Origin of the sequence: Lentzea albida (genome assembly GCF_900111005.1) — a bacterium.
GTDB lineage: Bacteria > Actinomycetota > Actinomycetes > Mycobacteriales > Pseudonocardiaceae > Lentzea > Lentzea albida.
Window position 1 is genome coordinate 182,266 of sequence record NZ_FOFV01000002.1, and the last position, 16,972, is coordinate 199,237.

Consider the following 16,972-nt stretch of genomic DNA (forward strand, 5'->3'; position numbering starts at 1 on the left):
GTTCAGCCGATCCCGGGGACGAGTCGCACGAGCAGGTCGATCAGCCAGATCCCGGCGAACGGCGTCACGACGCCGCCCAGTCCGTAGATCAGCAGGTTGCGCCGCAACAGCGCCGAGGCGCTGGACGGCCGGTACTTCACGCCCTTGAGGGCCAGCGGGATCAGCGCCACGATCACCAGGGCGTTGAAGATCACCGCCGACAGGATCGCGGACTGCGGCGTGGCCAGGCGCATGATGTTGAGCTGGCCGAGCGCCGGGTAGATCGCCGCGAACATCGCGGGCAGGATCGCGAAGTACTTCGCGAGGTCGTTGGCCACCGAGAACGTCGTCAGCGCACCGCGGGTGATCAGCAACTGCTTGCCGATCTCCACGATCTCGATGAGCTTCGTCGGGTCCGAGTCGAGGTCGACCATGTTGCCGGCCTCCTTCGCGGCCGACGTGCCGGTGTTCATCGCGACGCCGACGTCCGCCTGGGCCAGCGCGGGCGCGTCGTTCGTGCCGTCCCCGGTCATCGCGACGAGGCGGCCGCCCTCCTGCTCCTTGCGGATCAGGGCCATCTTGTCCTCGGGCTTGGCCTCGGCGAGGAAGTCGTCGACCCCGGCCTCGTCCGCGATCGCCTTGGCGGTCAACGGGTTGTCGCCCGTGACCATGACCGTCCGGATGCCCATGGACCGCAGCTCGGCGAAGCGTTCCTTCATGCCGGGCTTCACGACGTCCGAGAGCCGGATGATCCCGAGCACGCGGCCGTTCTCGGCGACGACGAGCGGGGTCCCGCCCTGCGCGCTGATCTCGTCGACGACCTCGCGGGCCGTGTCGGTCAGCTCGAACGCGGACGCGGCGCCCTTGCGGATCACCCGCTCCCCGAGGTCGATGCCGGACATGCGGGTCTGCGCGGTGAACGGCACGAACTCGCCGGTCTTCTCCTGCTCGGTGGCGGGCCTGCCACCCGCGAGCTCCAGGATGCTGCGGCCCTCGGGGGTGTCGTCGGCGAGGCTCGCGAGCCGCGCGGCGGCCACCAGTTCCTCCTCGGACGTCGGGCCGACCGGGATGAACTCGGTCGCGCGCCGGTTGCCCCAGGTGATCGTGCCGGTCTTGTCGAGCAGCAGCGTGTCGATGTCGCCCGCGGCCTCGACCGCCTTGCCGGAGGTCGCGAGGACGTTGCGCTGCACCAGCCGGTCCATGCCGGCGATGCCGATCGCGGACAGCAGCGCGCCGATCGTCGTGGGGATCAGGCAGACCAGCAGCGCGGTCAGCACGACCACCGACTGCTCGCCGCCGGAGTAGATCGCGAACGGCTGCAGCGCCACGACCGCGAGCAGGAAGATGATCGTCAGCGTCGACAGCAGGATCGTCAGCGCGATCTCGTTCGGCGTCTTCTGCCGTTCCGCGCCCTCGACCAGCGCGATCATGCGGTCCACGAAGGACTCGCCGGGCCTGGTCGTGATCCGGACGACGATCCGGTCGGACAACACCGTCGTGCCACCCGTGACAGCGCACCGGTCGCCGCCGGACTCGCGGATGACGGGCGCCGACTCCCCGGTGATCGCCGACTCGTCGACGGTCGCGATGCCCTCGACGACGTCACCGTCACCGGGGATCACCTCGCCCGCCTCGACGACCACGAGGTCACCGATCTTGAGCTCGGTGCCGGGCACGACGTCGCCGTCGACGAGCCGGGCGACGGCGTCCTTCTTGGTCTTGCGCAGCGAGTCCGCCTGCGCCTTGCCACGGCCTTCCGCGACGGCTTCGGCGAGGTTCGCGAACAGCACGGTGAACCCCAGCCACAGCGCCACCGCGACGGTGAACACGCTCGGCTCGATCACCGCGAACACGGTGACCAGCAGCGATCCGACCCAGACGACGAACATGACGGGGCTGCGCAGCTGGTGGCGCGGGTGGAGCTTGCGCAGCGCCTCGGGGATCGCCGCGACGATGCCCGGCTTGGCCTGCGCCTTCGCCTGTGCGGCAGCCGGTTTCTGCAAGGTGCTGGTCACAGCAGTGCCTCCGCGATGGGACCGAGGGCGAGAGCGGGTACGAACGTGAGCGCGGCGACCAGGACGATCGAGCCGGTGAGCAGCGTCGCGAACAGCGGGCCGGTGGTGGGCAGCGTGCCCGCCGTGACCGGCACCTTCTTCTGCGCCGCCAGGGATCCGGCGAGCGCCAGCACCGCGATGATCGGGATGAACCGGCCGAACAGCATGCACAGCCCCAGCGACGACTGGAACCAGTCGCTCGTCACCGTGATCCCCGCGAACGCGGACCCGTTGTTGTTGGAGGCCGACGCGTAGGCGTAGAGGATCTCCGACAGGCCGTGCTCGCCCGGGTTGTTCAGCGCGGCCTGCGTGCTCGGCAGGATCGCCGCGATCCCCGCGCCGATCAGCAGCACGGTCGGCATGGCGAGGATCGAGACCGCCGCGGCCGTGACCTCCCTGCGCCCCAGCTTCTTGCCGAGGTACTCGGGGGTGCGGCCGACCATGAGGCCCGCGAGGAACATCGCGATGATCGCCATCACCAGGATGCTGTAGAGACCCGTGCCGACACCGCCCGGCGTCATCTCGCCGAAGAGCATGTTCAGCAACGTCGCGCCGCCGCCGAGTCCGGTGTAGCTGTCGTGCAGCGAGTTCACCGCGCCGGTGGACGTACCGGTGGTGGCGTCGGCGAAGATCGCGCTGCCGGGGATGCCGAACCGGAGCTCCTTTCCCTCCAACGGCCTGATGCCGTTCGCCTCGGCGGCCCAGATCACGCCGAGCATCGCCGTCCAGATGACGCCCATGACGCCCAGCAGGACGTACCCCTGCTTCTTGTCGCCGACGAGCTGACCGAACGTGCGGGTGAGCGCGACCGGGATCACCAGGATCAGGAAGATCTCGATCAGGTTGGTCCACTCGTTCGGGTTCTCGAACGGGTGGGCCGAGTTTGCGTTGAGGACACCGCCACCGTTGGTGCCAAGCTCCTTGATGACCTCCTGGCCGGCCACGGGCGCGTTCGCCACGGTCTGGCCGTCGACGTCCACACCGGACTTGAGCGACATCGTGACACCGAACGCGATCAGCACGATCGCACCGAGGAACGCGATGGGCAGCAGGATCCTCGTGACGCCGCGGACGAGGTCGACCCAGAAGTTGCCGAGCCGGTCGGTCTGGTGCCGGACGAAGCCGCGGACCAGGGCGATCGCCACGGCCAGGCCGACCGCGGCCGACACGAAGTTCTGCACGGTCAGGCCGATCATCTGAACCGCGTGGCCCATCACGACCTCGGGCACGTACGACTGCCAGTTCGTGTTGGCCACGAAGCTGATCGCGGTGTTGAACGCCATGCCCTCGGGCACGTTCCCGCGGCCGAAGTCGAACGGCAGCAACGACTGCGCGCGCTGGATCACGTAAAGCAACACGATGCCGACGAACGAGAAGCCCAGCACGCCGTAGGCGTAGGTGCTCCACTTCTGCTCGGAGTCGGGGTTGATCCGCCCGATCCGGTAGATGACGCGCTCGACCCTTAAGTGGCGCTTCGCGGTGAACACGCGGGCCATGTGGTCGCCGAGGGGCCGGTACACGACCGAGAGGGCCGCGACGAGGATGCCGACCTGCAGGAGGCCGGCGGCGAGAGGTGACATCAGAACTTCTCCGGCCTGACGAGTGCGACGAACAGGTAGACGATCAGCGCGAGCGCGATCACACCGGCGACGGCGTTCGCGACGAGTCCCGTGCTCACAACTTCTCCAGTCCGCGGACCGTCAGGCCCAGCACGACGAAACTCCCGATCAGCAGCAACGCGTAGGCCAGGTCGGCCATGACGCCGCTCCCTTCAACGACAAGGTTTCTTGATGACGCCCGGAAGCGTGCATCACGAAATGCCTGATCAGGGGGTGCCTGACAACGTCCTTACGGGGGTGGGTCCGGCCTTTACGCGTTCTTGAGGCCGGGGAGACCCAGGTCTCATCCGTTAGGGCCTGCGGCGGTCACGATGTGTGAAATCGTCGGCGTCATGACGCTCGACGAGGTGGCCGACCTGCTCCCCGCCCGCGGTCTGGTGGCGGTCGACGGCGTGGACGGCGCGGGCAAGACGACGTTCTGCGACGACCTGACGCGGGTGCTGCGGGCACGGGGGCGTGAGGTGGTCCGCGCGTCCGTGGACGACTTCCACCACCCACGCGCGATTCGCTGGGCACGCGGCAAGGCGTCCCCCGAGGGCTTCTTCCTGGACAGCTACGACTACGAGCGGTTCGTCTCGCACCTGCTGGTGCCGTTCGCCGCCGGGGAGCCGTTCCGGCGCGCGAGCCACGACCTGGCGACCGACGAGTACGTGGACGCGCCCGCCGAGGTCGCCCCGCCGTCCGCGCTGCTGCTGGTCGACGGCATCTTCCTGCACCGCGACGAACTGGTGGGGCGCTGGGACTTCTCGGTGTTCCTGCACGTCGAGTTCGCGGTGTCCGTCGCGCGCATGGCGAAGCGCGACGGCAGCCCGCCCGACCCGGACGACCCGCGCAACCGCCGCTACGTCGAAGGCCAGCGCCTCTACCTGGCGCGGTGCGACCCGGCCGCGCGGGCCGATCTCGTGATCGACCACAACGCGCACCGGTCCCCGCTCAGCTCGCCGTGAGCGTGCGGCCGAAGAACTCCGAGACCCGGCCGGCCACCTCGGGCACGCGCTTGTCGTACAGGTCGACGTGGCTCGCGCCGTCGACCCAGTGGATCTCCTTGGGGCCACCGGCCTTCTGGTAGGCCTCCACGGTCATCCACGCCGTGACGGCGTCGCGACCGGCCACGAGCAGCAGCGGCCGCGGCGCGATCAGGTCGACCGCGCGGAACGCGTCGAACGCGGCGATCCGTCCCACGCTGCTCCACGTCAGCGTCGTCGCCGAGCGCGGGTGCTCACCTCGTGGGGTGCGGTAGTACTCCCAGCCCTCGTAGGCGTGCGGTCCGCCCGCGAGGGCCTGTTCCCCCGTCTCCGGGAACAGCGGGAAGCTCCCCTGCTGTCCCTGGTCCAGCAGTCCCCGCAGCACGGAGGGGTCCTGGGTGCCGTCGGCGCCGAACCGGAACTGGCGCGCGATGTCGGCCAGGCTGACCGCGGCGACCGCCTTGACGCGGTGGTCGGTGCCGGCCGCGGCGAGGCCGTAGCCGCCGGAGGCGCAGATGCCGAGCACGCCGACCTCGTCGGTGTCGAGGAACGTCACGGCCGCGCGGATGTCCTCGACGCGCTGGAACGGGTCCTCGAGACCGCGCGGCAGGCCGCCGCTCTCGCCCTGGTGGGCGGCGTCGAACGCGAGCGCGAGAAAGCCCTGGTCGGCGAGATGGCGTGCGTACAGGCCCGCCGTCTGCTCCTTGACACCCGTACCGGGGTGTCCGACGACGACCGCGCCGCGCGGGGTGCCCTCTGGGCGGTACAGGTGGCCGGCGATGTCGATCCCGTTGCTGGGGAAGGTCACGTTGTCCATGACCACGACACTCGTCGCACGGGGACCGGGCGACCAGGGAAAGCTCAGCCTATGCATGCCAGTACCAGGCACATGACCGGGAGAACGCCGAGACTGGGGGCATGACCGACCTGGGCGAGTTCCTCCGCACCCGCCGCGCCGCGCTCGACCCGCACCGCGCGGGCCTGCCCGACGACGGCCGCCACCGCCGCGTGCCGGGCCTGCGCCGCGAGGAGCTGGCCCAGCTCGCCCACGTGAGCATCGACTACGTCGTGCGGCTGGAACAGGGCCGCACCAGACGGGTGTCGCGCACCGTCCTCGACGCGCTGGCCGACGCGCTCCAGTTGGCGCCGGACGAGCGCGAGTACCTGTTCACGCTGGCGGACGTCGCCCCCGCACGGCAGGAGGCCGCGCCGGAGGTCGCGCCACGGCTCCAGCTGCTGCTCGACGGCATGCCGGACATCCCGGCGATGGTGTTGCACCGCCGCATGGACGTGCTGGCGTGGAACCGCGGCGCGTCAGCCCTGCTGACCGACTTCGCGGCCCTTCCCGCGCCGGAGCGCAACCTGATCCGGCTGACGTTCCTCGACCCGGTGTTCCGCGCGCTCTACGGCGACTGGGAGCGCTCGGCCCGGGAATGCGTCGCGGTCCTCCGGATGGAGGCCGGGCGCACGCCGCACGACCCCGCGCTGGCGTCGCTCGTCGGCGAGCTGAGCCTGCGGGACGCCGACTTCCGCACGTGGTGGGCGACGCACCAGGTGCGCGGCCCGCGCCAGCTCGTGAAGACCTACCACCACCCGGTGGCCGGGTCGCTCACGCTCGACGTGCAGCAGTTCACCGTGGACACCCACCCGGACCAGCTGCTCGTCGCCTACACCGCGGCGGACGAGGCGGCGCGGGAGGGATTGCGCTTCCTGCTGCTGTCGGCGCAAGCCCTCCCGTCGGACCACCTGCCGGCGCGGTAGGCCGGCGACGTGCTCACACGGTGCGCACCTCGTGCGCCGGAAGCCCGTTCCACCACCGCGCGTACCGCCGGTACACCTGCGGCTCCCTGTCCCCCAACAGCTTCCGCAACGCCGCCGCCTCCTCGGCGAGACCGGCCCACTCCTCGTCCCGGAGCGCGTGGAACGCCGTCGCCTCGATCCCGCCGTCCTCGGTGGGACGCCACACCCCGGCCACGTGCCCGTCCACGAGGAGGGTGGGCAACGTGTCGCCGTTGTTGCGGATGACGACCTTCCGGTACTGCTCGGGGATGATCCGGCTGCGGTCGGCGTACGCGAGCAACGTGCTGTCCCACATGGCCATCAGCCGTGGTGGCGCGGGAACGTCCTCGTCCGGCACCGTCCGGCCGGGAACGTCGTAGAGGCCACCGGACTCGGTGACGTCGAGCAGTGCCAGCGCTTCCCGGATCGTCGTGCGCGGCAGCATGGTGAACTGGTTCATGTCGAGCACGGTCGCGGGCCCGAAACCATTGAGGTAGCGGCGCAGCAGCTCGGCGACCGCCGCCGTCCGTTCGCGCGGCTCGGTCGCCACGGCCTGGTAGGACGGCCGCAGCCCGAACGACCACGGCCCGCCCGTGGGCGCGTGCACGAGTCCGCCGTAGGTCCGCAACGCCCACCAGACGCCGGGCTCGCCGACGTCACCGACGTGCGAGTGCAGCAGTTCCTCGATCTCCGCCTTCTGCCGGGACGTCGCCGCGAACTCCAGCAGGTGCTTCAGCAAGGCGTCCGCCTGCTCGATCGTCACGTCCATCGCCTTGAACCGCTTGTCGTACAACCGGGAGGCGCGCAACGCGGGCAGCATCGCGTGGTGGAACACCTCGTGGTCCGCGGCCGCCACCGCGTGCAGGGTGATCCGCATCAGCGACGCCTTGCGGACCACCCCGGTCGCGAACGCCTCGTCCAGGCCGGCCGGGTCGAAGCCCTCGACCCGGTTCCACAGCGCGATGTACGGCGACGCGGGTTCCTGCGCCTGGATCGCCACGACCCGCTCCACGGCCGTCAGCACGTCCACCGGTTCCCGCCGCAGCAGCATCTGCCGGTCCAGCGTGGCGCGGTTGAGCTGACGAGCCGTGAAGGTCATGCCGGTGATCCTCGCTCACCTCAGCTTCGAGGGCCACCAGATCCGGCCGCCGATGTCCACCGACAGCGCCGGCACGAGCAACGACCGCACCAGCAACGTGTCCAGCAGGACGCCGAACGCCACGATGAACGCGATCTGCGTCAGGAACAGGATCGGCAGCACGGCGAGCGCCGCGAACGTCGCCGCCAGCACCACACCCGCGGACGTGATCACGCCACCGGTCAGGCTGAGCCCCCGGATCGTCCCCTCGACCGTGCCGAGCCGCTGGGTCTCCTCGCGAACGCGGGTCATCAGGAAGATGTTGTAGTCGATGCCCAGCGCCACCAGGAACACGAACCCGAACAGCGGCACCACGGGATCGGCCCCCGGGAAGTCGAAGACGTGGTTGAACACCAGCGCCGACACGCCCATCGTCGCCGCGAACGACAGCACCACGGTCCCGATCAGCAGCAACGGCGCGAGCAACGACCGCAGCAGCAACGCGAGGATCAGGAAGATCACGGCCAGCACGATCGGGATGATCAGCGTCCGGTCGTGTTCGGAGGTCGTCCGGGTGTCGAGCAACGTCGCCGTCGGCCCGCCGACTTTCGCGTCACTGCCGTGCACGGCCTCGCGGATGCGTTCGACGGTCGCCACGGCCGCGTCGGAGTCCGGCGCGTCCTCCAGCACGGCCTCGATGCGCACGAGCCCGTCGGCGGTACCGGTCGGCCGCACGGTCGCGACACCGTCCACCTCGGACTTCTGCACCACCTCGGCCGTCTTGGCCTCGGGCGCGATGATCACGGTCGGGGAGCCGGTGCCGCCCGGGAAGTGCCGCGACAGCAACTCCTGGCCCGCGACGGACTCCACCTCGGTCAGGAACACGTCGGACTGCGCGGTGCCGGACGCCTTGAGCTGCGGCAGGAACGCGGCACCGGCGAGCAGCACCAGCGTCGTGACGATCCAGATGGCACGCGGCTTGCGGCGCACGAAGTTCGCCGTGCGGCCCCAGAGACCGCTGGTCTCGGGGTGCTCGGAGCCGAACTTCGGTGCGAACGGCCAGAAGGCGCCGCGACCGAGCAGGGCCAGCGCGGCGGGCAGGAACGTCATCGTGGTCAGCAGCGCGGCGGCGATGCCGATCGCCGCGACCGGCCCGAGGCCCTTGTTGGAGTCGAGGTCGCTGAACAGCAGGCACAGCACGCCGAGGATCACCGTGCCGGCGGAGGCGGTGATGGGTTCGATGGTGCCGCGCCACGCCGCCTTGACCGCCGCCACCTTGTCCTGCGTGTCGCGCAGTTCCTCGCGGAACCGGGACACGAGGAGCAACGCGTAGTCCGTCGCGGCGCCGAAGACCAGGATCGACAGGATGCCCTGGCTCTGGCCGTTCAACGCCAGCACGTCGTTCTTCGCGAGCAGGTACACGACGAAACTGGCCAGGCCGAGCGCGAACACCGCCGACACCAGCACGACGACCGGCAGCAGCGGACTGCGGTAGACGACGAGCAGGATCAGCGCGACCACGGCACCGGCGACGACCAGCAGCAGCCCGTCGATCCCGCCGAACGCCTCGACGAGGTCCGCGACCTGGGCCGCCGGGCCGGTGACCAGCACCGTCAGCCCGTCCGGCGCGCCGCGGGTGCCGTCGCGGATCTGGAACACCGAGTCCTTGACGTCCTTCGCCGGGTCGAGCAGCAGGACGACCTGGGCGGCCTCGTCGCCGTCCGGGGCGGGGATCACCGGCGACGCCTGGAAGCCCTTGGTCTGGTCGGCGAGGTAGCGGCGATCCTCCTCGGTCAGTCCGCCCTTGCGCTCGACCACGACGATGGCCGGGATGGCGTTCTCCTGCTGGAACTTCTTCTGCAGCTCGGCGACCTGCGTGGACTCGGCCGAGTTGGGCAGGAAGGCGCTGCTGTCGTTCTCGGAGACCTCGGACAGCTTGCCCGCGTACGGCCCGGTGAAGCCGCCCAGGGCCAACCAGACGACGAGCAGTACTCCGGCCAGGACACGCATCAGATTTTCCTTCGATCGCCGAACGTTTCGATGGCCGAAACAGTAAGCTGTGATCGTGAGCGATGCAACCGACTACGAACTGAGCATGCTGCTGCGGGCGCTGGTGATGGAGTCGAACCGGTTCCTCGAGATCTTCAGCGCGGCCCACGAGTTGCATCCCACGGACATGACAGCGCTGAACCTCATCATGACGACACCCATGACACCCGGCACGCTGGCGAAGGCCCTGAACCTCAGCGCGTCGGCGACGACGTCCGTGCTCGACCGCCTGGAGAGGGCGGGTCACGTGACGCGGGAGCGCGACCCGCAGGACCGCCGCCGCGTGGAACTGCGGGTGCTCGACGCGGCGACGGCGCTGGCCTCGACGTTCTTCCAGCCGCTGGCCCGCGAGTACGCCTCGGCGTGGGAGCGGCTGAGCCCGCAGGACCGCCAGGTCGTCGCCCGGTTCCTGGCGGCGACGACCGCGGCGACCTCGCGGGTGCGCGAGTCGGTCAGCTGAGCCTTCCCGGCGGCAGCGTCCGTCCGCAGACGAGGAGCAGCAGGTCCTGGGCCTGCCCCCGGACGGGCACGCCGTCACCGAACGTCCAGTCGAGATCGGTGGCCTCCAGGCGCTTGCCCACCAGGTCGGCCCCGAAGTACCGGACGCTCGCCGGGGTCATGCCGTCGAGGACGAGCCTCAGCCGGTCGTGCGGCACCACCCGGTCCAGGCCGAGCGCGACCGTGATGTCGAGGCCGTGGATGACCTCGTGGCTCAACGCGCCGGCCGGTCCGCCGCCGGGTGGCGTCCACGGGTGGTCGATGTTGGTCTTCAGGGCGTTGAGCAGGTCTTCCGCCGGGAGTCGCGCGTCCTTGCGGGCCATCCGGTCGGAGGCGTGGTTGAAGCGGCCGCCCGACTTGAGGACCTCCAGGAGGACCCTCGTGCCCCTGGAGCGGAACGGCAGGGTCGTGTGGGCGACGACGTGGCGGGTGGTCCAGCCCGCGCACAGGCTGGGCGCGTCCCACTGCTCCCCGGTGAGGCCCTCGAGCAGTTCCACCTGGTCACGTCGTTCCGCCCTGATCGCGGCGCGGATGTCTTCGGTCATGTCCCGGTGTACGGACCGGCCGACGGGAACTCATCGGTCCGCGTAGGGTCCCAGGCGTGATCGAGGCGCTGGAGCCGTTCCGGGTCGAGCTGACCGGCTACTGCTACCGCATGCTCGGCTCCGGTTTCGAGGCCGAGGACGCCGTGCAGGAGACACTCGTGCGCGCGTGGAAGGCGTACGACAGCTACGACTCCTCACGCGCGTCGCTGCGGACGTGGCTCTACCGCATCGCCACGAACATCTGCATCGACATGCAGCGCAGCGCCCAGCGGCGCGCGTTGGCCGTCGACCTGGGACCGTCCGGTGGGGAGCTCGGCGCTCCTCTGCTGGAGAACGCCTTCGTGCAGCCGGTGCCCGACGAGCGGGTGCTGCCGGAGGACCAGGCGATCCGGCGCGAGACCGTGCGGCTGGCGTTCGTCGCGGCCCTCCAGCACCTGCCGGCACGCCAGCGGGCCGTGCTGATCCTGCGGGACGTGCTCGCGTGGCAGGCCTCCGAGGTGGCCGCGCTGCTGTCGGCGTCAGTCGCGTCGGTGAACAGCGCTCTGCAACGGGCGCGGGCGACGCTGGAGGTCGTGGACGTCGGCACCCCGCTGGACGTGGCCGATCCGGTCCAGAAGTCGCTCCTGGAGCGCTACTGCGAGGCGTTCGACCGGCACGACGTCCAGACGCTGGTCGCGTTGCTGCACGAGGACGCGACGATGTCGATGCCGCCGTTCAGCTGGTGGCTGCGCGGACGGGATGCGATCTCCCTGGCGTTGCACGACCCCGGCGCCGCCTGTGCCGGTGCGTGGCTGGTTCCGGTGCGCGCCAACGCGTCGCCGGCGTTCTGGCAGATGCGGCCCGGTCTCGACCGGCCGTTCGGGCTGGTGTTCCTCGACGTGCGGGACGGGCTGGTCACGGGCACCACGACCTACCTCAACGTCGACGAGCTGGTGCCGGTCTTCGGGTCACCGATGAGTTCCGGCGTCCCGTCCCGTATCCCCTCCGACGACTAGTTCTGGAGGAAGTGCATGGCGGTCCAGCCGATCATCGTGACGCCCGATCTGGACCGGGTGCAGGAGTTCTACGCGCAGGTGTTCGGCGCTGCCGAGGTCTTCCGGCAGCCCGCCGAGGGCCCGGTCTTCTACAAGACCCTGCGCGTCGGGGACGCGGAGCTGGGCCTCGTGGCCGAGGAGGTGGACGTGTCGGCGCCGCCGCGGATCACGCTCAGCTTCTACGTCGAGGACGTGGACGCGCTGCTGCCGCTGGTCGAGCCGGCCGGCGGGACGGTGCGGGGGCCGGCGAACGACATGCCGTGGGGCCATCGCGTGGCGCACGTGTTCGATCCGGACGGAAACCCGGTCAACCTCACCCAGCAGCTCTAGTGGTGTGGCGCAGGAGGTTGCCGGGGGGAATTCGCGGTCAGACGGGTGCATCGTGGTGCCGCCAGGCGCCCTGCTGAGCGTGGATTACCTCGCCAACCTCCTGGGACGCGCCACTAGTCTGGCTCCATGATCCGGATCGTGCCGTCGGACGAGGTGCCGTGGGAGGACGTCGACGCGATCTTCGACGGCTCCGAGCCCGGCAAGTGCCACTGCCAGCGCTACAAGGTGAAGGGCTGGATCTGGCGCGACTCGACGCTCGGCGACCGCGTCGCCGCCCACGAGGAGCAGTCGGCGCGCGGCAGCGGGCTGGTCGCCTACGTGGACGACCAGCCCGCCGGGTGGGTGGCCGTCGAGCCGCGGTGCGACTACCCGAAGCTGCTCGGCATGCCCGTCCCGTGGAAGGGTCGTGCCGAGGACAAGGACGACGACGGCGTGTGGGCCGTGACGTGTTTCGTGGTGCGCAAGGGGTTTCGCCGGCAGGGGCTCACCTACGAGCTGGCGGCGGCGACCGTCGAGCACGCGCGGTCGCACGGGGCGCGTGCCGTCGAGGCGTATCCGATGTTCGCCCCCGCGGGGCAGAACGTGACGTGGGGTGAGATGCACGTCGGTGCGCGGCAGGTGTTCGAGGAGGCGGGGTTCGTGCAGGTGACGCATCCGACCAAGCGGCGGTTCGTGATGAGGGTGGACTTCTGATGCGGTTCGACGAGATCGTCATCCGGACCGACCGGCTCGACTTCCCCGCGCTGGCCGCGGGCGACGGGCCGGTCGTCGTGTGCTGGCACGGCTTCCCCGACCACCCGGCGTCGTTCGGGCCTCTGGCCGAACGACTGGTCGCCGCGGGCAGGCGGGTGGTCGCGCCGTTCCTGCGCGGGCACCACCCGTCCACTGTGGACCAGCTGCCGTTCGGTGACGGGCTGACGCTGGCCGCGGACGCCGCCGCCGTGAACGCGGCGCTGTCCTCCGAGCCGCTGGACGTGATCGGGCACGACATCGGCGCCGGGATGGCCGGTCGGCTCGCCGCGACCCGGACCGACCTGGTCCGCCGGGTGGTCACGATGTCGGTGCCGCCGCCCGCGGCGCTGAGCCGGATCTTCGCCGATCCCGCGCAGCAGCAACGCTTCTTCTACCTCTTCATGTTCCAGGTGCCCGGCGTGGCCGAGGCGCTGCTGAACGACACGTTGATCGAGTACCTGTGGCGCACGTGGTCGCCAGGACTCACGGTGCCTGACCACGTCAGGGAGATGTACGCGGACCCGGCGGTCAGGGCCAACGCCCTGAAGCTGTACCGGGCGAACTTCGACCGGTCCCTGCACGACCCGGCACTGGCCCACCTCGCCCAGGTCTCCGAGAAGCCCGCGGAGATCCCGATGCTGGTCCTCGCCGGGGCGGACGACGGCTGCGTCACGCCCGAGAACTACGCCGGCGCCGCCACGGCCCTCGCCCCCGGTTCACGAGTCGAGGTCGTGGCGGGCGGCGGGCACTTCCTACAGCTGGACCGCCCCGACGAGGTCGCGGCGCTGGCGCTCGACTGGTTCCGCTGACCGGCGGATCCGTCCCCACGGCTTGAACACCGACAGCACGTAGGCCAGCAGCAGCAACGTCGGTGCGACCACGACCGGGTGCAGGATCCCGGAGGGGATCACCGCAACCGGGTCGCCCGCGAGCATCCGCCTACCGATCTCGGCGGCCTCCCGCACACCCGGCCGGAGCGCGAACGCGATCAGCAGCGACATGCCGACGTTCAGGACCAGCTTGACGGCCACCCACCAGTACCGCACCAGGCCGTACTTGCCGCCGAGGCCGAGCACGGCGCCGGAGACCAGGCAGACGACGCTGGCGCCGAACATCGGCCAGATCGCGAAGAGGTCGACTGCCTGGATCGCGATGCCCACGGTGTTCGAGTCGTTCGTGGACAGTGCGACGACGACGAGGACGCCCAGCGCGAGGTCGATGCCGAGCCACGCCGCCGCGGACAGGACGTGCACGAGCAGCACGGCCTTGCGGGTGCGGCCGCTGAGCTTGCGGGTGGTGGCCATCGCGATGCACTCTCCTTCTCCCGTGGTGGCTCCTACTCTTGCGGTCGGGAGGGGCGGCATCATCCGCTCACGTTCTGATCTCGCGTACGTCAGATCGCGTACGCGTCTGTGCGACCGTCATCGCGGCGAGGACGACGACGGCACCGACGAGTTGCAGGGCCGTGAGCTCCTGGCCGAGCGCCGCCCACCCGACCACCGCCGCGACCACGGGCGTGAGCAGGCCGAGGAACGTCACCTGCGTCGCCTTCAGCAGCCTGATGCCGTTGAACCACACGACGTACGCGACCGCTCCCCCGAAGATCGCCAGGTAGGTGTACCCGGCGGCGTTGCGCGCGGTGATCGCGGGCACATCCTCCAGCGCGAACGTCAACGGCACCAACAGGATCCCGCCCGCCACCAGCTGCCACCCGGTCGTGGCGAGCGAGGACGCGGGCGACACCCACCGCTTGGTCAGCACGATCGCCACGGCCGTCACCGCGGCCCCTCCCAGCGCCGCGGCGACGCCGGGCCCGTCCAGCCGCGCGCCGGCCCTGAGCACGAGCAGGCCGACCCCGGCCAGTCCGGCGGCACCGGCCACCACGATCCGGAAGGTCAGGCGCTGGTGCAGCACCCGGCTCGCCAGCAACGCCACGAACAGCGGCTGAACGGCGAGCACCGTCGCCGCCACACCGCCGGGGAGCCGGTACGCGGCGACGAAGAGGAGCGGGGTGAAGGCCGCGAAGTTCAGCACGCCGAGGACCAGCGACCGCCACCACCAGTCCCCGTGCGGCAGTCGACGGGTGATCGCGACCAGGACCAGTCCCGCGGGCAAGGCCCTGAGCGTCGACGCCAGAAGCGGGCGGTCCGGCGGGAGGTACTCGGTCGTGACGTAGAAGGTCGTGCCCCAGATGGCCGGCGCGAGAGCGGCGACGACCACACGATGGTTGATCACCTCGCCCAAGCTAACCGCCCGGTGTGACGATCCCTCTCTCGTAGGCGAACACCACGGCGTGCGTGCGGTCGCGCAGACCGAGCTTCGTGAGCACCCTCGAGACGTGCGTCTTCACCGTCGTCTCGCCCAGGAACAGCGCCGCCGCGATCTCCGCGTTCGATGCGCCCTTGGCGAGTTCGACCAGCACTTCGAACTCACGGTCGGTGAGCTCCGGCGGCCTCGTGCGCTCCCTTGGCGCCGTGCTGAAGCGCGCGATCACACGTCGCGTCACCTCCGGCGAGAGCAACGCATCTCCGCGCGCCACGACGCGCACGGACTCCACGAGGTCTTCGGGCGAGGCGTTCTTGAGGAGGAACCCGCTGGCTCCCGCCTGCAGCGCCTCGAAGAGGTAGTCCTCGCGGTCGAACGTGGTCAGGATGACCACCCGAGTGCCGTGACCCGCGGAAAGGATGTGACGGGTGGCTTCGAGGCCGTCCATGCGCGGCATCTGGACGTCCATCAGCACGACGTCGGGGCGCAGTTCGGCGACGAGGTCGACGGCCTCGGCACCGTCACCGGCCTCCCCGACCACCTCGATGCCGGGCTCGGTGCCGAGGATGACCCGGAAGCCGGCACGGACCAGGTCCTGGTCGTCGGCCAGCACCACTCGCAAGCTCACGCCTTCTCCTCCGTTGCCGTAGGCAGCGACGCACGGACCAGATAGCCCGCCTCGCGCCGTGGCCCCACCTCCAGCGATCCGCCGTGCACAGCCAACCTCTCTCGCATGCCGACAAGGCCGAAACCCGAGTTCGTGGTCGCCACTCGACCACGGCCGTCATCGGCGATCTCCAGCTCCAATGCGCTGTCGAGATAACGCATCCGCACGTCAACGTGTTGCGCGTCGGCGTGCTTCACCACGTTCGTGAGTGCCTCCTGCACGACGCGATAGGCCGACAACGCGACACCGGACGGCACATCGCGCACGTCGCCGTACACGCCGTGCGACACCTTGAGCCCCGCCGCCCGTGCGTTGTCGAACAACTCCGTGAGGTCGTCCAGGTTCGGTGACGCCTTCAGGTCCGTGTCCGCGTCGGCCCTGAGCACACCGAGCAACCCGCGCAGTTCGCTGATCGCGGTGCGCGCCGTCTGCTCCACGGTCTGCAGGGCGTCACGGGCCAACGCGGGATCGGAGTCGAGGACCCGGCGCGCGGCACCGGCCTGAATCCCCATGACGGACACATGGTGTGCCACGACGTCATGCAGGTCACGCGCGATGCGCATGCGCTCAGCCGCGATGGCGCCCCGCGTGTTCTGCTCCTGCGAAAGCCTGAGCTCCTCGGCCTGGAACTCGAGCTGAGCGCGCCGCCGAGCCCCGGCCCACGCCATCTCCCCCACGACGTAGGCGAAGAGGAAGAAGAAGAGGTTGAACTCCAGTCCGTAGAGGACGGACGCGAGCACCGGATCGATGGGCCCGGCCGCGTTCTCGAACTCGCCCTTCGGCCCGAGCAACGCGCGCACGAGGCTGAACCCGAGCCACAGGAACATGGCGGCGATCACGCCGATGCGCGACCACCGCGCCACAAGCCGGTTCTTCTCCCACGCGCCGACGGTGAAGATCGCGAGGAACAGGATCGCGGACGGCACCAGCGTGTCGCCCGACTTGTTCGCCTGCGCGGCGATGAACAGCGCCGACACCACCAGCATCACGGCCAGCGGATACCGCCGCCGCACGACCAGCGGCACCGACAGCGCGACCACCCACGCGAGCTGCACGGCCAGCCCGGGCGGGTCCTGGAAGACGTAGGCGCCCACGCTGTTGACCAGTGCCGTCACCTCGACCGCGCACAGCAGCACGATCACGGCGATGCCGATGTCGCGCCGCCGCTGGGCGGGGGTCGGGCCTGGCCGCCGCCACTCGTTCCACACGGGCTCTTCCACGCGGTCAAGGTACCTGCCGGGGAGGTGGGGCACGGGCGGATCGTGCGGGTGTGGGGTGGGTCGCGAAGTTGCTCGTGGCAGGCAACACGGGCCCGCCGCAGCCCAACCTCCGCCACAGCCGACACCCACCGCGCACCAAACCGCGAGACGCCCGCCCA

At 70.4% G+C, this 16,972-nt stretch carries 18 protein-coding genes; 7 read left to right on the forward strand and 11 right to left on the reverse strand.

The genetic code is table 11. The annotated features are described in order from the left end of the window. Positions 1-2: 2 nt before the first annotated feature. From kdpB to kdpF, 3 genes are read right to left on the reverse strand one after another with little or no spacing between them, the layout of a single operon-like run. The gene (kdpB, locus tag BMY74_RS06215) at positions 3-1,934 is read right to left on the reverse strand and encodes a potassium-transporting ATPase subunit KdpB (RefSeq protein WP_425434820.1); all 1,932 of its coding nucleotides are present in this window, start codon (positions 1,932-1,934) and stop codon (positions 3-5) included. A gap of 56 nt (positions 1,935-1,990) precedes the next feature. Then, on the reverse strand, positions 1,991-3,613 hold the full coding sequence (gene kdpA, locus BMY74_RS06220) for a potassium-transporting ATPase subunit KdpA (RefSeq protein ID WP_089911003.1): 1,623 nt from the start codon (positions 3,611-3,613) through the stop codon (positions 1,991-1,993). Further along, on the reverse strand, positions 3,613-3,711 hold the full coding sequence (gene kdpF / locus BMY74_RS06225) for a K(+)-transporting ATPase subunit F (RefSeq protein ID WP_089911006.1): 99 nt from the start codon (positions 3,709-3,711) through the stop codon (positions 3,613-3,615). Before kdpF ends, kdpA begins: the two co-directional genes overlap by 1 nt. 273 nt (positions 3,712-3,984) lie before the next feature. On the opposite strand from kdpF, the gene BMY74_RS06230 reads away from it, so the two are divergent. After that, positions 3,985-4,599 carry a nucleoside/nucleotide kinase family protein gene (locus BMY74_RS06230; RefSeq protein ID WP_089911009.1) on the forward strand — a complete coding sequence of 205 codons (615 nt, stop codon included), beginning with the start codon at positions 3,985-3,987 and terminating at the stop codon, positions 4,597-4,599. Here BMY74_RS06230 and BMY74_RS06235 read toward each other — a convergent pair. Next, positions 4,586-5,434 (reverse strand): alpha/beta hydrolase, encoded by an 849-nt coding sequence (locus BMY74_RS06235; RefSeq protein ID WP_089911012.1) that lies wholly within the window; start codon positions 5,432-5,434, stop codon positions 4,586-4,588. The two genes, BMY74_RS06230 and BMY74_RS06235, sit on opposite strands and share 14 nt — an antisense overlap. Before the next feature lie 101 nt (positions 5,435-5,535). Here BMY74_RS06235 and BMY74_RS06240 point away from each other — a divergent pair, with 101 nt between their 5' ends. Beyond that, the gene (locus BMY74_RS06240; RefSeq protein ID WP_089911015.1) at positions 5,536-6,378 is read left to right on the forward strand and encodes a helix-turn-helix transcriptional regulator; all 843 of its coding nucleotides are present in this window, start codon (positions 5,536-5,538) and stop codon (positions 6,376-6,378) included. A gap of 13 nt (positions 6,379-6,391) precedes the next feature. Here the strand turns inward: BMY74_RS06240 and BMY74_RS06245 are convergent, their stop codons facing one another. Further along, on the reverse strand, positions 6,392-7,495 hold the full coding sequence (locus BMY74_RS06245) for a winged helix DNA-binding domain-containing protein (protein WP_089911018.1): 1,104 nt from the start codon (positions 7,493-7,495) through the stop codon (positions 6,392-6,394). A 15-nt stretch (positions 7,496-7,510) separates the two neighbouring features. After that, a complete protein-coding gene (locus BMY74_RS06250) occupies positions 7,511-9,484 on the reverse strand; it encodes an MMPL family transporter (RefSeq protein ID WP_089911021.1) in 1,974 nt (657 codons plus the stop codon). Between the two features lie 55 nt (positions 9,485-9,539). Between BMY74_RS06250 and BMY74_RS06255 the strand changes: the two genes are divergently transcribed. After that, complete coding sequence (locus BMY74_RS06255; RefSeq protein WP_245785932.1) at positions 9,540-9,983, forward strand: MarR family winged helix-turn-helix transcriptional regulator; 444 nt, start codon at positions 9,540-9,542, stop codon at positions 9,981-9,983. Here BMY74_RS06255 and BMY74_RS06260 read toward each other — a convergent pair. Further along, positions 9,976-10,566, reverse strand: coding sequence for a maleylpyruvate isomerase family mycothiol-dependent enzyme (locus BMY74_RS06260; RefSeq protein ID WP_089911023.1), 591 nt, complete (start codon positions 10,564-10,566; stop codon positions 9,976-9,978). The genes BMY74_RS06255 and BMY74_RS06260 overlap by 8 nt on opposite strands. Before the next feature lie 56 nt (positions 10,567-10,622). On the opposite strand from BMY74_RS06260, the gene BMY74_RS06265 reads away from it, so the two are divergent. The 4 genes from BMY74_RS06265 (at position 10,623) to BMY74_RS06280 (ending at position 13,471) form a co-directional block, all read left to right on the forward strand. Beyond that, positions 10,623-11,561, forward strand: a complete 939-nt coding sequence (locus tag BMY74_RS06265) for a sigma-70 family RNA polymerase sigma factor (RefSeq protein WP_089911026.1) — start codon at positions 10,623-10,625, stop codon at positions 11,559-11,561. Positions 11,562-11,576: 15 nt separating this feature from the next. Next, a complete protein-coding gene (locus BMY74_RS06270; RefSeq protein ID WP_089911029.1) occupies positions 11,577-11,930 on the forward strand; it encodes a VOC family protein in 354 nt (117 codons plus the stop codon). 126 nt (positions 11,931-12,056) lie between these two features. Next, on the forward strand, positions 12,057-12,623 hold the full coding sequence (locus BMY74_RS06275; RefSeq protein ID WP_089911033.1) for a GNAT family N-acetyltransferase: 567 nt from the start codon (positions 12,057-12,059) through the stop codon (positions 12,621-12,623). Continuing rightward, positions 12,623-13,471: an alpha/beta fold hydrolase gene (locus BMY74_RS06280; RefSeq protein WP_089911036.1), complete on the forward strand. Its 849-nt coding sequence runs from the start codon at positions 12,623-12,625 to the stop codon at positions 13,469-13,471. Before BMY74_RS06275 ends, BMY74_RS06280 begins: the two co-directional genes overlap by 1 nt. Here BMY74_RS06280 and BMY74_RS06285 read toward each other — a convergent pair. The 4 genes from BMY74_RS06285 to BMY74_RS06300 all read right to left on the reverse strand — a co-directional run bounded on the left by BMY74_RS06285 (position 13,415) and on the right by BMY74_RS06300 (position 16,814). Beyond that, positions 13,415-13,966 (reverse strand): hypothetical protein, encoded by a 552-nt coding sequence (locus BMY74_RS06285; protein ID WP_089911039.1) that lies wholly within the window; start codon positions 13,964-13,966, stop codon positions 13,415-13,417. The genes BMY74_RS06280 and BMY74_RS06285 overlap by 57 nt on opposite strands. Positions 13,967-14,033: 67 nt before the next feature. After that, positions 14,034-14,897 carry an EamA family transporter gene (locus BMY74_RS06290; RefSeq protein ID WP_089912479.1) on the reverse strand — a complete coding sequence of 288 codons (864 nt, stop codon included), beginning with the start codon at positions 14,895-14,897 and terminating at the stop codon, positions 14,034-14,036. A 10-nt stretch (positions 14,898-14,907) separates the two neighbouring features. After that, the gene (locus tag BMY74_RS06295) at positions 14,908-15,555 is read right to left on the reverse strand and encodes a response regulator (RefSeq protein ID WP_089911041.1); all 648 of its coding nucleotides are present in this window, start codon (positions 15,553-15,555) and stop codon (positions 14,908-14,910) included. Beyond that, positions 15,552-16,814, reverse strand: coding sequence for a sensor histidine kinase (locus tag BMY74_RS06300; protein ID WP_245785933.1), 1,263 nt, complete (start codon positions 16,812-16,814; stop codon positions 15,552-15,554). Before BMY74_RS06300 ends, BMY74_RS06295 begins: the two co-directional genes overlap by 4 nt. Positions 16,815-16,972: the final 158 nt, after the last annotated feature.